This window comes from Afipia sp. GAS231 (genome assembly GCF_900103365.1).
GTDB lineage: Bacteria > Pseudomonadota > Alphaproteobacteria > Rhizobiales > Xanthobacteraceae > Bradyrhizobium.
Genome location: NZ_LT629703.1, coordinates 90259 through 104284 on the forward strand (window position 1 = coordinate 90259; position 14026 = coordinate 104284).

Consider the following 14026-nt stretch of genomic DNA (forward strand, 5'->3'; position numbering starts at 1 on the left):
ATATTCCCCGACAACGCGTTACGGCCAATCCCTCACCTGTTTTTGACGCTACCGAGGCCAGGCCCCGCTTGTCCGCAGGCGCATTCCCGAGCATAGTCCCGCGATGAAAAAAACTCCGTTCCGGCTGACGCCCTATCAGGTGCAATTTCTGTTGGTGATCGGCTTCGTCACCGTCGGTTACGCGCTGTATCTGCGCTATCTCGCGGTCGAACTCTCCACCACGGCGCTGGCCTGCGACGCCGGGCTGCAGACCATGCTGTGCAAGGCGCGCTCGCTGGCGACGGTGCTGTTCAAGAATTCGGTGTTCGGCATCGTCGCGCTGGTCATTGCGACGCTGCATGTGATGCGGCCGTCGATCGTGCTGTTGACCGGCGGACTGATCGCAGCCGGCCTCGGCATCGTGCTCTACAATATCGCGCTGTCGGGCCTTGCGATCGGGCTGCTTATTTTGGGATTTGCACGGCCCGCGCCCGCCACAGCGTAAGCGCCAGGCCGAGATAGACCGCGCAAGTCCACAGCGACTGCCAGTTCTGGCCGCCTTCGTTCAATCCCATGAAGATCGCGCATGCGACCAGCACGCCGGCAAAGGCGGTTTCGGCGATCGGGCGCACGCCCTCCAGCGGCCGGTTCACCACCATCAGCCCGGCGAACGACACCACCGCCATGGTCAGCGATGCAAACGGAAAATCCTTGTAGCGGGGGTCGAAGGCGAAGCCGAGCGCAGTCTCGGCCGCAATCAGTGCCGTCACGATCAGCGTGAGTGTCAGGGGCACCGTCAGTTTCAATCCGGTGCGGTAGCCGGCTGGCCCGAGCAGTTCGAGGAACGTCGGCAGCGGCCGTCCATACATGGTGGCGCAGGCGCAAAGAATCGGCGCGAGAACGCCCGCGGCCAGCAGCGCCCCGTTTTGCAGCCACCCGCCGATGCCGTAGCTTTCATAGAACATCTTGTCGGCGGCGATCCCGAGCAGCATGCCTGATGCCGTCGCCGAGATCGCGACTGTGACCCAGGTGATCAGCCGCGGCTGCCACGGCCGCCGCCGCACGGTCAGCCATCCCGCCAGGAACACGATGAAGCTCAGCGCCATCCCCGAACCCATCTGCCACTTCCACAGCGGATAGTTGCTGATGAACTCGCCCGGCGGATATTTCACCGCGCGCTTGACCGCATCGAACAGGCCCCAATAGCCGCCGACGGTGCCTTCGAGCTGGCGCTTCCACGGCTGGTCGTAGGCCTCGATCAGGTTGACGCGAAAACCTTCCCGCTTGGCGAGGGCGAGAATATCGGAGACCACGCGGGCCTGGTTGGTGCGCGACGGCAGCGCGCCCTCGCGCATCCGCCCGGCGCTGGGCCAGCCGGTCTCGCCGATCAGGATCTCCTTGCCCGGAAACGCCACCGCCATCCGCTTGCGGATCTCGTCGACATGGCTGGCGGCGAACTTCGCCCGCACCGGCATGTCTTCCCAATACGGCAGGATGTGAATGGTGACGAAGTCGACCGCTTCATAGACCTCGCGGTTGCGCAGCCAGAATTCCCAGACGTCGGCATAGGTCACCGGCACGGTGACCTGCGCCTTGACGCTGCGGATGTTGGCGGCGAGATCGGCCGTCGTCATCTCGCCGCGCAGCAGCACCTCGTTGCCGACCACCAGCGCGGTAATGACGCCGGGATATTGCTTGGTGAGACTGACGGCGGTCGCAATCTGGGTCAGGTTCTTCAGCCTGTTGCTGGAGAGCCAGATGCCCTGGATGACCTTCAGCCCGACCTTGGCGGCCTGCGCCGGAACCTGGTCGAGCCCGTTCTCGATCGAATAGGTGCGGACGCAGTCGGTGATCCCGGCGAGCTGCGCCAGATCCTGCGCGATCTGTTCCGGCGCGATATGGGTGGTCGGAACCAGCGGCGTCTGCGCATCGCGGAACGGCGCGTAGGACACACATTGCAGCTTGGCATTGGGATCGATCGGCGCGCGCGCCAGCGTGATCGGCGTGGCTACCCACCACCACAGGGCCGCAATCATTCCAAGGGATAAAACGAGAAGCGCCAGCGGCGTGCGAAGAGAAATCGGTTCCATCCTCCGGGCGGGGCCTGTCGCTTAGCGGTTCACCGGCGATCTGCCAAGAGATCGACTAGGGGATTTGCAAGATACACGATACCGGGATTTGCGCGTCTCCCCTGCGGCGATTTTACCACGACGCGATAAAGTTGTGAGTTTGCTGGACAAAATCCCAAATAACCGGCATGGGAATCGTCAGGAGTCTCCGCCGCATTGGGGACCCATTTGGACGGCAACACACCAGCTGTCACACGGAAAATATCGGGGATTGTATGCGTCGGGTGCTTGATCCAGGAAAGTCGGTTGTGCGTCACCTCGCCGCTGCCGGCCTTGTATTCTTAATTGGATCGGGCGCCGTATTCGCCCAGAGCGGCCAGCCCGCCCAGGATCAAGGTAAACCCCCGGCGGCCAATGCCGCCGACGCCGCCAAGGACAACCAGCGCAAGACCGACGAATTCGTCGAGGCGCAGACCGCCATCAACGGCCCGGCCGGCAATCCCGAATGCGTCTGGCTCGGCCGCCGGGTGGTCAGCCTGATGTGGCGCGACGACCTCGATACCGCGTTCCGGCACCTCGACCTCTACGACCGGTTCGGCTGCCCCGGCGGCCACGTCCAGGCCGCGTTCCGCTGCCTGACCCGCTTTGGCGGCCAGATCGATCCCAAGGTGGCCGAAACCCTGTCCAGCCGGATCCATGCCTGCTGGATCAATCCGGGCGCGCAGCCCCAGGCCGCTGTCGCGGCCAGCCCGGCGCCGGCAGCGCCCGCGACCGCCGGGAACACCGCTCCTGCGCCCGCCCCCACGCCGGCTCCGACACCCACTCCCGCGGCCCCGGCCAAGTAACAATCCGCCTGATGATCCGGCGCGACTAGGAACTGTCGATATTGTTCGATGGTTCAAATTGCCGCGCCCTTAAAACGCCACGCCGTCATATCAGTTGTTAATCGGCGCGACAGGATTATCCTGATAGTACCGCCGTGTCGGTCGAACCTTGGGGACGGGTTCGCTTTCCCCCTCGCAAGCCCCGTATGGTTTAGCCGCCGATGCGCGCTGTCGTTGCCGTTCTGCTGTTTGTGACCGCAGCCCATGCTGCGCTGTGGGGCCTGTTCCAGGAAAAACAGGCGGCCCCCGACTTCAAGGGCATCCTGCCCAGCGTCTCCTACACCCCGTTCGAACCCGGCCACGTCGTCGACCCCACGGTCGACCCTGCGCGGATTCGCGCCGACCTGAAGCGGCTCTCCACCGTGACCCGGGCGATCCGCTCCTACTCCTCGACCGAAGGTAACGAACTGGTGCCGGCGATCGCGGCCGAGTTCGGCATGAAGGTCATGGTGGGCGCCTGGATCAGCAAGAATGACGACGCGAACCTGGCGCAAATCGAATCCGCGATCGCGCTCGCCAAGCGCAACAGCAACGTCAACGGCATCGTGGTCGGCAACGAGACGATCTACCGCGCCGATCAGAAGGTCGAAGACCTGATCGAGCTGATCAAGCGGGTCAAGAAGTCAGTCAGCGTTCCCGTCACCACGGGCGAAATCTGGAATAGCTGGCGCGACAATCCGGAACTGGCCTCGTCGGTCGATTTCATCGCCGCGCACATCTTGCCCTATTGGGAATACTTTACGGACAAGCAAGCGGTGGATCAGGCGGTCTATCTCTACGGCCTGCTGCGCGAGAAATTTCCCGGCAAGCGGATCGTGATCGCCGAATTCGGCTGGCCCAGCGCCGGCTATAACCTGAAGAACGCCGAGCCCGGCCAATTCGAGCAGGCGTCGGTGCTGCGCAATTTCGTCGCCCGCGCCGAAGCGATGGGCATGGAATACAACATTGTCGAAGGCATGGACCGGCCCTGGAAATCGTTCGAGGGCGGCGTCGGTCCCTATTGGGGCATTCTTGACAACTCGGGCGACGCGAAGTTTTCGTGGACCGGCCCGATCGTCAACGAGAACTACTGGAAGCTCGCGACCATCGCGCTGCTGGTCGGCATCCTGATGTCGCTGCCGATCCTGCGGCTGGAACAGCCGACCCCGATGCAGGCCTTCGTGCTGTCGGCGGCGGCCAACGGCGTCGGCGCCTGGGCCGCTACCGTCTTCGCGTTCTGGTCCGGGCACTACTTCGTGTTCGGTTCGGCCTTCGCGCTGACGCTCGGCCTGATCCTGCTGGTGCCGCTGGTCCTGATCGCGATGGCGCGGATCGACGAGATCGCCGCCGTCGCGTTTGGTGTCGGCCCGCGCCGGCTGATCACCAAGACCGCGACCCTGGCGCCGGCCACGATCGGCGAAGGCGTCACCTTCCCGAAGGTGTCGATCCACATCCCGGCTTATTTCGAGCCGGTCGAGATGCTGAAGCAGACGCTCGATGCGGTCTCAAAGCTCGACTATCCCAATTTCGAATGCGTCTGCATCATCAACAACACGCCCGATCCCGAGTTCTGGCGTCCGATCCAGGACCACTGCCGCGCGCTCGGCGAACGCTTCGTGTTCATCAACGCCGAGAAGGTCAAGGGTTTCAAGGCCGGCGCGCTGCGGATTGCGATGGACCGCACCGCCGTTGACGCCGAGATCATCGGCATTATCGACGCCGACTATGTCGTGCATCCGGACTGGCTGAAGGACCTGGTGCCTGTGTTCGCCGACCCGCGCGTCGGGCTCGTGCAGGCGCCGCAGGAACACCGCGACGGCGACCTGTCGCTGATGCACTACATCATGAACGGCGAGTATGCCGGTTTCTTCGACATCGGCATGGTCCAGCGCAACGAGTTCAACGCCATCATCGTGCACGGCACGATGTGCCTGATCCGCCGCAGCGCGATGGACATGGCCGGCGGCTGGTCGAGCGACACTATCTGCGAGGACACCGATCTCGGCCTGACCATCCAGCAGCAGGGCTGGCTGACGCATTACACCAACGTCCGCTATGGCGAGGGCCTCTTGCCCGACACCTATGAGGCGTTCAAGAAGCAGCGTCACCGCTGGGCCTATGGCGGCTTCCAGATCGTCAAGAAGCATTGGCGGCGCTTCCTGCCCGGCGGCAGCCGGCTGTCGCCGGACCAGCGCCGCGAGTTCTCGCTGGGCTGGCTGAACTGGTTAGGGGCCGAAAGCCTCGGCGTGGTGGTGGCGATCCTCAACCTGATCTGGGTGCCGATCGTGGCGTTTGCCGACATCTCCATTCCCGACAGGATTTTGACGCTGCCGATCATCGCCTCCTTCATCGTCTCGCTGACGCACTTCATCGCGCTCTATCGGCTGCGGGTGAACATCAAGGCCGGCCAGATGCTGGGCGCCATGATCGCGGCGATGAGCGTGCAGTGGACGGTGTCGCGCGCGGTGGCGCAGGGCCTGATCACCGAACACCTCGCTTTCGCCCGCACCTCCAAGGGCGGCCTGTCGCGAATGTCGATCGAATTCCAGGCGTTCTGGGAAGCCGTGATCGGCGTGCTGCTACTGATCGGCGCCACCGTGCTGGTGGTGACCAACGGCTACAAGCAGGTGCGCGAAATCTACATCTTCGCGGGCGTGCTGGTGCTGCAAAGCCTGCCGTTCCTGGCGGCGGTCGCAATCGCGCTGCTGGAAAACTCCCGCACCAATTCCTTTGCCTTCTGGCGTAACAGCGCGGTGCGAACGGCGGAACTGATCGGCATCCGCCCGGTCCGCCTGCCGACGGTCGCCGCCCCCTCGCAGCCAGTGGCCTCGGAGATTCGCCAGGAAGCGAACTGACGGTGGACGGATTGGCGGTCCCGGCCTGAAGAGACCGGGCTAACCGCCAGCGGTACAAAGGGAATTCAGCCCACCGGATCGGCGGTTTTGCCGCACAGGTGCTATTGACCCAGGGGGGTCCGCCCCCTACACAGCGCGGCGAGTGAGCGCGTAGCTCAGGTGGTAGAGCACGTGACTTTTAATCATGGGGTCGAGGGTTCGAGTCCCTCCGCGCTCACCATGAAACCTTGAAACTACAACATCTTACTTCGCCGCAGCGCAGTCGATTGCGCCGACGGCCGATTTCAATATTCCCGCGGCGGGAACACAATCCTCCTTCGCTGCTTATCCATGACCTCTAGCGCCGGTCACAGAGACCGGCGCACCACATCCGCGCAAATCGATAGTCTGTCACCTGATCGCGCTACGGCGCGGCATTGGCGCGCGTTTCCGAGTCGCAGAACAGGAGACCAAGTGCCAAACAGAAGCCTCGAGCACGCCAAATCATGTCGTGAAGCGAACGGCCAACACGACTGTCGTTCCTTGTCGGAATGCGTCACCGGTGGATATCCATCCCGACGGTGTGCTTTTGACCGGCATCGGGATTGAATACGTTTCCCCTGCTGGGTGAGGCAACCCGAGATCAAACGTTGGTGCTTAGTCCAAGCGGATCGTGGACAGCTGTTCATGCCGCTATCCTGGAACGCCTCGTCAATCTGGTCTCGCCTGACGTCCAAAAAACCCAGAAACTGACGATCGACATGGCCGGTGTGCGTGAACTCGACACGCTTGGCGCATGGCTACTTGAAAAAATCATTCGCGGCGCGTTCGAGGCCGGTCATCCCGCCACTGTCGTTGGCGTCGCGGCGCGCTACGAGGGCCTTATTGAGGATATTCGACAGGTTAACCGCCGCAAGCCCGCCAGCCGGGCGATCCAAAATCCCGTCCTTGAACGATTAGAGACCATTGGCCGCTCCGCGTTCGGCGCGGTGGAAGATTTATCCGTTTTTCTGCAAATGCTGGGCGCGCTGGGCTCCGCCGGTTTCGGCGTCCTGCGAAGGCCCCGCTCGCTCCGGTTGAAATCGCTGGTCTATCACCTGTACCAGGTCGGATGGCGGGCCATACCGATCATTGCGCTGGTGACATTCCTGATCGGCGCCATCATCGCGCAACAAGGCATCTTTCATTTTCGCAAGTTCGGTGCGGAATCTTACGTCGTCGACCTGGTCGGAATTCTTGTTCTCCGCGAAATTGGTGTCCTGATCGTCGCCATCATGGTCGCCGGGCGGTCCGGAAGCGCATACACCGCCGAACTCGGCTCAATGAAAATGCGCGAGGAAATCGACGCGCTGTCGACCATGGGCCTCGATCCGGTCGAGGTCCTGATACTTCCGCGCATCGTTGCGCTGGTCCTGGCCCTTCCGATCCTGGCTTTCATCGGCTCGATGGCCGCCCTGTATGGCGGCGGCCTCGTGGCGTGGTTCTACGGCGGGATGAGCCCGGCGATATTTCTGGCGCGGCTTCACGACGCCGTTTCTGTGACGCATTTCGAAGTCGGAATCATCAAGGCGCCCTTTATGGCACTGGTGATCGGCATCGTCGCAAGCAGCGAGGGCATGCGGGTGAAGGGAAGCGCGGAATCTCTCGGCAAGCAGACAACGATCTCGGTCGTCAAATCGATCTTTCTCGTCATCGTCCTCGACGGCGCTTTCGCCGTGTTCTTTGCATCGATCGGAATGTGACCATGCAGGAACCCGCAGAGCCGTTTGCCATTCGCGTGAGCGATCTCGTGGTGGGATTCCGTCAGCAGATCGTGATCGACCATTTGTCGCTCGACGTCCGCAAGGGCGAAATCCTCGGTCTGGTTGGCGCGTCCGGCGGCGGTAAATCCGTGCTGATGCGGACCATCATCGGGCTGATACCAAAGCGCAGCGGCCGTATCGAGGTTATGGGCAACGATATCGACAACGGCCGCAGTCGTGACGCTCACGCGGCAGCGGCGTGGGGTATTCTGTTCCAGCAGGGCGCGCTGTTCTCGTCGCTGACCGCGCTACAGAACATTCAGTTCCCGCTTCGGGAAAACATCGTCCTTTCCGAACCACTCTTGAACGAAATTGCGACCGCCAAGCTCGAGATGGTCGGGTTGACGCCGGAGGACGGGCAGAAATTTCCCTCCGAGCTATCGGGCGGAATGACCAAGCGCGTTGCCCTGGCACGCGCACTCGCACTGGACCCCGCCATCGTCTTCCTCGACGAGCCGACATCGGGACTCGATCCCATTGCGGCGGGCGACTTCGATGATCTGATCAGAACGCTGCAGGAAACGCTCGGGCTGACCGTCTTCATGGTGACCCATGATCTTGCCAGCCTGAAAACGGTCTGTGACCGCGTCGCCGCACTCGCGGACGGCAAGATCGTTGCGATCGGCCCGATGAGCGAATTGCTTCGCTCAAGTCACCCATGGGTCAAAGCGTACTTCCATGGCAAGCGCTCCCTGATGCTGCAACCGGAATCGAGCTGACAAATGGAAACCCGCGCTCCCTTCATCGTCGTCGGCGCATTCGTCCTGGCGGCCATCGGTGCCGTCTTTGGATTCGTCTACTGGCTGCACAACACCGCCGGTACCGGCGCGCGGACGGTGCATCACGTCCAGTTCGAAGGATCCGTCTCGGGACTGCTGGTTGGTGCAGCCGTGCTGTTTAATGGTATTCGCGTTGGCGAGGTTACCAATCTGGGATTGGTCGCCGGCAACCCGCGGCGGGTGGATGCGACCATCGCCGTCGCTTCGGGCACGCCTGTTCATTCCGACACAAAGGTTGGTCTGGACTTCCAGGGGCTCACGGGTGTTCCCGTGATCACCCTGGAGGGCGGCAAGGAGGTCGGTGGGTCGACCGATACGAAGATCCTGATCGCCGATCCCGCAGCCGGTCAAAGCATGACGCAGGCCGCCCGCAATGCACTCGGACGGGTCGATTCCGTGCTGGCCGAAAACGCCGAGCCGCTCAGGAACACGATCGCCAATCTGAAGACCTTTACCGATGGACTTGCCAAGAATACCGGCAGCCTCGACTCCATCGTGGCCGGCCTCGTCAAGATGACCGGAGGCAGTGAGCCGGAGAGCCCCAAGACAATCTACGACCTCAAAATTCCCCTGGACTTCGCTTCACCAAAAAAAGCGCTCAACGAGCAGCTTGTCATGCCGACGCCGACGGCGATTCTTCAGCTCGATACGCAGCGATTTCTGCTGGCGCCGAACAAGGACCTTCCGGGTTTCGCGAACGCACAATGGGCCGACAGCATTCCGAAGATGCTGCAGGTGAAGCTCATTCAGAGCTTCGAAAACTACGACATCTCTCACGCGCCGCTTCGAACGACCGACACGCCGGGAACAAATCCACAGCTTCTCGTCGACATCAGAAGCTTTCAGATCAACACCGACAATGAACTGACCGCCGAGATCGGATTTTCAGCAAGGATATTGAACAAGGACGGACAGGTCGTGGCCTCGCGGTTGTTTCAGCAGCGCAGGCGGCTCGACAAGCCCGATCCGGCGTCGGCGGTCGCCGCGTTTAATGACGCCTTCGGAAATGCTGCGACCGACCTGATCGCCTGGACCGCGGGCGCACTTTAGTACGCCGTTGAGCCTGTCTTGGGTCGTTCACGACATCCCAATAGACTGCAAAGCACAGGAGGACGAAAAGATGGAAGCAGACACGCAAGAACTCGACCGGTTGCAGTTTAAATACAAGGCAGCCGTGGAAGAATGGGTCGGCGCGATCCGGCACGAGGAAGCACTCGCTTCCGGAAATCACACGGTCACGGAAATCGACCAGTGGGAGGCTGCGCACTTTGCGGAAGACGAGATTCGCGGCCGCGTCAAAGCGGCCAAAGGCGAATACGAGGACGGACTGCGCAAGAAGTTCTTCGATTTCTAACAGCGACCAGGAGCGCGCTTGCGGCTCAGCGCGCGCTCCTGTCCTTTCGCGGGATGGGCGAGATCTGCGCCTGCGGTTACCGGGGTCCGGTATTCGCTGTCCAAAACATCGCGAACCATGTTTGGAGCCAGCTATGTCCAATCCATTGTCACCCGATCTTCTCGACAAGATGCAGGCTTACTGGCGCGCCGCGAACTACCTTTCGGTCGGCCAGATCTACCTGCAAGACAACCCGCTGCTTGAAACACCCCTTAAGCTCGAAAATATCAAGCCTCGGCTGCTTGGGCATTGGGGAACGACCACCGGGCTGAATTTCCTCTACGTGCATCTGAACCGCCTGATCAAAGACAATGATCTGAACATGATCTATGTCATCGGGCCGGGCCACGGCGGTCCTGGCATCGTGGCGCATAGCTATCTCGAAGGATCATATACCGAGCGTTACCCGGCGATCGAGCGCAGCCGGAACGGACTGCTGCGGTTGTTCCGGCAGTTTTCCTGGCCATACGGCATTCCCAGCCACGTATCGCCTGAAACGCCGGGCTCCATCCATGAGGGCGGTGAACTCGGCTATTCGCTGGCGCACGCCTATGGCGCCGCCTTTGACAATCCGGATTTGATCGTAAGTTGCATTATCGGCGACGGAGAAGCGGAAACCGGGGCGCTTGCCACCAGTTGGCATTCCAACAAATTCCTCAATCCCGCTCGCGATGGAGCCGTTCTCCCTATCCTTCATCTCAACGGGTTCAAAATTGCCAACCCGACCATTCTGGCCCGCATCAGTCGTCAGGAACTGACCGACCTGCTGCGTGGCTACGGATACGCCCCGCAATTCGTGGAGGGTGAGGATCCGGCCCTGGTGCATCAGAGTCTTGCCGGGACACTCGACCGAGCCTTGCTTCAGATCCGCACTATCCAGAGCGCGGCCCGGACACGCATTGGGAAAACACGGCTTGAGCGTCCGCGCTGGCCGATGATCGTTTTTCGCACGCCGAAAGGCTGGACCGGACCCAAATTCGTCGACGGCAAACCGGTCGAGGGTACGTGGCGGGCGCATCAGGTTCCGATCGCGGATTTCAAAACATCCGAACATCTGAAGCAGCTCGAAGACTGGATGCGGAGCTACCGCCCGGAGGAACTGTTCGACGAACGCGGGAAATTCCGCGAGGAGTACGCAGCGCTGGCACCGACGGGTCACCGCCGCATGGGCTCCAATCCGCATGCGAACGGCGGAGAATTGCTTCAGCCGCTATCGATGCCCCACTTCCGCGATTACGCCGTGGCGGTCCCGACGCCCGGCAGCGTCAAGGCGGAAGCGACGCGGATCCTTGGTACACTCCTGCGCGACGTGATGAAGCTCAATCTCGGCAAGCAGAACTTCAGGCTGTTCGGCCCGGACGAGACGGCGTCCAACCGGCTGGAGGCGGTCTACGAGGTCTCGGGCAAGGCGTGGATGGCCGATGTCGAGCCGGTCGATATCAATCTCGGCACCGACGGCCGCGTGATGGAAATGCTCAGCGAGCACATGTGCGAGGGTTGGCTCGAGGGTTATCTGCTCACCGGACGCCATGGCCTGTTCTCGTGCTACGAAGCCTTCATCCACATCATCGGTTCCATGTTCAATCAGCACGCCAAGTGGCTGAAGGTCAGCAAGCAGATACCCTGGCGCGCGCCAATAGCGTCCCTGAATTACCTGTTGACGTCGCATGTCTGGCGGCAGGATCACAATGGCTTTTCCCATCAGGACCCCGGCTTCATCGATCATGTCGCCAGCAAGAAGGCCGATGTTGTCCGAATCTACTTGCCACCCGACGCGAACTGCCTGCTGTCGGTGGCAGACCATTGCCTGCGCAGCCGCAACTACATCAATCTGATCATCGCCGGAAAGCAGCCGGAGTGGCAGTGGCTCGACATTGACGCGGCGACGCGCCACTGCACGGCCGGCGCGGGTATCTGGCATTGGGCCGGCAACGATGCCGGCGACCCGGATGTCGTGATGGCCTGTGCCGGAGATGTGCCCACGCTGGAGACGATGGCGGCGGTAACGCTCTTGCGCGAGTATGTTCCGGACATCCGGATTCGGGTCGTCAACGTCGTCGATTTGATGGTGTTGCAGCCGCAATCCGAACATCCGCACGGACTCGAGGACAAGGATTTCGACGACCTGTTCACCACCGACAGGCCCGTGATCTTCGCGTTTCACGGGTATCCCACCCTGATTCACAAGCTGACCTACAAGCGGCACAATCACGACAATATTCACGTGAGGGGCTTTCGGGATGAGGGCACCACCACGACGCCGTTCGACATGGTCGTGCTGAACAACCTCGACCGCTATCAGCTCGCACTGGACGCCATCCGGCGCATCCCCAGGCTCGGTGACCAGGTTAAAAAGGCGACAGAACGCTACTGGACATCCATGGAACGTCACAAGCTCTACATCAGCGAGAATGGCGACGACCTGCCAGAGGTCCGCGACTGGCGCTGGAGCGCGTGAAACGCTCCACGCTGGAGATGTCATGAGCAACACGCCATCTGAATTTGTCGCCCTCGCCCTCAACAGCGGCTCCTCCTCGCTCAAATTCGGCCTTTACCGCGTTGGCGCTTCAGGGACGGACGCGCTGTTTACCGGCGTTGCGGAATCGATCGGCGAGCCAGGCGGCCAGTTTCAGGTTCGGGATTCGCAAGGAAATGTGCTGACGCACGATACCGCACCCATCCCAAACCAGCGGGACGCGGTTATCCGCATCGGCAACTTTTTCGAAGAGGCACAAACGCCAGCGCCCGCAGCGATCGGGCACCGGGTCGTGCATGGCGGCCCAAAACTCCGGCAGCATTGCCTGATCGACGAAAACGTATCCCGGCAACTGGAAGCCGCAGCCGCTTTTGCGCCGCTGCATACCCCGGCCGCCCTATCCGTCATCCGCTTCGCGCAAGAACATTTTCCGCGACTTCCGCAGGTGGCATGCTTCGACACCACCTTTCATGCCGGAATGCCCGATGTCGCCCGTGTGCTTCCGGTTCCCCGGGAATTGCAAGTGCTGGGCATCCAACGCTACGGCTTTCACGGCCTCTCCTGCGAATCGATCGTGCATCAACTTGGCGACGACGTCCCGAGCCGTCTGATCATTGCTCATCTCGGCAACGGCGCCAGCGTCACGGCCGTCAAGGATGGAAAGTCGATCGATACCAGCATGGGACTAACCCCAAGCGGAGGGGTCATCATGGGCACCCGCAGTGGCGATCTCGACCCTGGCGTTCTGGTCTATCTGATGCGCGAACTGGCGTTCGACGCAGTCAAGTTGGAACACATGATCGATCATCGCTCCGGGCTGATGGGCATCTCCGCAACCAGCAGCGACATGCGGCGCCTCCATGACGCCTCATCCGAAAATCCCGACGCACGATTGGCGATCGACATGTTCTGCTATTCGGTGCGCAAGCAGATCGCCGCCATGATCGCCGTGCTCGGCGGTATCGATCTCATCGTCTTTACCGGAGGAATTGGTGAAAATGACGGTGCGGTCCGAGGTTCGATCTGCGCAGGCCTGTCCTGGGCCGGGGTCAGCCTTGATTCGGCGCCGAACGTCCGGGTGAAGGTCCTCGCCTCGCAGGAGGACGAGCAGATTGCCCGTCATACGCGGACCGTTTCGCTCGCCGGCTAACGGCTTTCCAGCATCAGCGTGACATCGCGCAAACCGCGATCCTGCGGATCGGTCGCAATGTCGAATCCCAGTTCCCGGCACATCTTGAGCATCACGGTATTTTCCTGGAGAATTTGTCCGGATATCCGCTTCAGACCCTCTGATTTGGCGTATTCGATGATCAGTTGCATCAGGGACCAGCCCAGCCCCCTGCCCTTGAGGTCCGATCGCAGCAGAATAGCGTACTCGCCGTTCTCATGGATTTCGTCGGCATGGAGCCGCACCACCCCCAGCGGTTCTTTGCTGGTTTCGTCGATGGCGACAAAAGCCATCGCGCGCGCGTAGTCGAGATCGATCAGCCTGGTGATGAACTGATGCGAGAATTCCTTGATCGAATCGAAGAAGCGAAGCCGCAAATCCTCCTTGCTCACGTGAGCCAGATGATCGCGGATCAAATCCTCGTCGTCGGGTCTGATCGGCCGGACAAATATTCGCCAACTATCCCCGAGGACGAGATGCCGCTCCCATTGCGACGGGTATGGTCGAACTCCAGCCGCCAGTTACGCCTCCCTAGCTGCGTTCAAACGATCTCAGCCTTCAGCGAATACCGGGCCAGCCGGCTACGGCACCATCCGGTCCGATACCTTGAGGTATTTTCTCGCATAAGCAAGCGCGCAGATATGTTCGTCGGGCGCCCGCAGA

Annotated in this window: 10 protein-coding genes, 1 tRNA gene and 1 pseudogene; 10 read left to right on the forward strand and 2 right to left on the reverse strand. The window is 61.5% G+C overall.

The window, feature by feature from the left end; genetic code table 11:
- The first annotated feature begins 103 nt into the window (after positions 1-103).
- Complete coding sequence (locus BLS26_RS00350; RefSeq protein ID WP_092507420.1) at positions 104-484, forward strand: hypothetical protein; 381 nt, start codon at positions 104-106, stop codon at positions 482-484.
- Here BLS26_RS00350 and BLS26_RS00355 read toward each other — a convergent pair.
- The gene (locus tag BLS26_RS00355) at positions 444-2069 is read right to left on the reverse strand and encodes a beta-(1-6) glucans synthase (protein WP_092507422.1); all 1626 of its coding nucleotides are present in this window, start codon (positions 2067-2069) and stop codon (positions 444-446) included. The two genes, BLS26_RS00350 and BLS26_RS00355, sit on opposite strands and share 41 nt — an antisense overlap.
- Before the next feature lie 254 nt (positions 2070-2323).
- On the opposite strand from BLS26_RS00355, the gene BLS26_RS00360 reads away from it, so the two are divergent.
- The 9 genes from BLS26_RS00360 (at position 2324) to BLS26_RS00400 (ending at position 13345) form a co-directional block, all read left to right on the forward strand.
- The gene (locus BLS26_RS00360; RefSeq protein ID WP_092507424.1) at positions 2324-2893 is read left to right on the forward strand and encodes a beta-1-3, beta-1-6-glucan biosynthesis protein; all 570 of its coding nucleotides are present in this window, start codon (positions 2324-2326) and stop codon (positions 2891-2893) included.
- A gap of 200 nt (positions 2894-3093) precedes the next feature.
- Complete coding sequence (locus tag BLS26_RS00365; RefSeq protein WP_092507426.1) at positions 3094-5766, forward strand: glycosyltransferase; 2673 nt, start codon at positions 3094-3096, stop codon at positions 5764-5766.
- Positions 5767-5910: 144 nt separating this feature from the next.
- A tRNA-Lys gene (locus BLS26_RS00370) sits at positions 5911-5986 on the forward strand.
- 364 nt (positions 5987-6350) lie between these two features.
- On the forward strand, positions 6351-7487 hold the full coding sequence (locus tag BLS26_RS00375; RefSeq protein WP_092507428.1) for an ABC transporter permease: 1137 nt from the start codon (positions 6351-6353) through the stop codon (positions 7485-7487).
- A 2-nt stretch (positions 7488-7489) separates the two neighbouring features.
- Positions 7490-8266 (forward strand): ABC transporter ATP-binding protein, encoded by a 777-nt coding sequence (locus BLS26_RS00380; RefSeq protein WP_172804514.1) that lies wholly within the window; start codon positions 7490-7492, stop codon positions 8264-8266.
- A 3-nt stretch (positions 8267-8269) separates the two neighbouring features.
- Positions 8270-9376 (forward strand): MlaD family protein, encoded by a 1107-nt coding sequence (locus BLS26_RS00385; RefSeq protein WP_092507432.1) that lies wholly within the window; start codon positions 8270-8272, stop codon positions 9374-9376.
- Positions 9377-9446: 70 nt separating this feature from the next.
- Positions 9447-9680, forward strand: a complete 234-nt coding sequence (locus BLS26_RS00390; protein ID WP_092507434.1) for a hypothetical protein — start codon at positions 9447-9449, stop codon at positions 9678-9680.
- Positions 9681-9813: 133 nt separating this feature from the next.
- Positions 9814-12177, forward strand: coding sequence for a phosphoketolase (locus BLS26_RS00395; RefSeq protein ID WP_092507436.1), 2364 nt, complete (start codon positions 9814-9816; stop codon positions 12175-12177).
- A gap of 22 nt (positions 12178-12199) precedes the next feature.
- Entirely contained in the window at positions 12200-13345 is a 1146-nt protein-coding gene (locus tag BLS26_RS00400) for an acetate/propionate family kinase (protein ID WP_092507438.1), read from the forward strand.
- Here the strand turns inward: BLS26_RS00400 and BLS26_RS00405 are convergent.
- Positions 13342-13872, reverse strand: a pseudogene (locus BLS26_RS00405) (N-acetyltransferase family protein); the annotation flags it as partial. The gene BLS26_RS00400 and the pseudogene BLS26_RS00405 sit on opposite strands and share 4 nt — an antisense overlap.
- Positions 13873-14026: the final 154 nt, after the last annotated feature.

Excerpts from the sequence above, each read along its gene's own strand:
- BLS26_RS00350 (WP_092507420.1), top strand. The coding sequence starts at position 104 with ATGAAAAAAACTCCGTTCCGGCTGACGCCCTATCAGGTGCAATTTCTG.
- BLS26_RS00365 (WP_092507426.1), top strand. The coding sequence starts at position 3,094 with ATGCGCGCTGTCGTTGCCGTTCTGCTGTTTGTGACCGCAGCCCATGCT.
- BLS26_RS00380 (WP_172804514.1), top strand. The coding sequence starts at position 7,490 with ATGCAGGAACCCGCAGAGCCGTTTGCCATTCGCGTGAGCGATCTCGTG.
- BLS26_RS00355 (WP_092507422.1), bottom strand. The coding sequence starts at position 2,069 with ATGGAACCGATTTCTCTTCGCACGCCGCTGGCGCTTCTCGTTTTATCC.
- BLS26_RS00360 (WP_092507424.1), top strand. The coding sequence starts at position 2,324 with ATGCGTCGGGTGCTTGATCCAGGAAAGTCGGTTGTGCGTCACCTCGCC.
- BLS26_RS00400 (WP_092507438.1), top strand. The coding sequence starts at position 12,200 with ATGAGCAACACGCCATCTGAATTTGTCGCCCTCGCCCTCAACAGCGGC.
- BLS26_RS00395 (WP_092507436.1), top strand. The coding sequence starts at position 9,814 with ATGTCCAATCCATTGTCACCCGATCTTCTCGACAAGATGCAGGCTTAC.
- BLS26_RS00390 (WP_092507434.1), top strand. The coding sequence starts at position 9,447 with ATGGAAGCAGACACGCAAGAACTCGACCGGTTGCAGTTTAAATACAAG.
- BLS26_RS00385 (WP_092507432.1), top strand. The coding sequence starts at position 8,270 with ATGGAAACCCGCGCTCCCTTCATCGTCGTCGGCGCATTCGTCCTGGCG.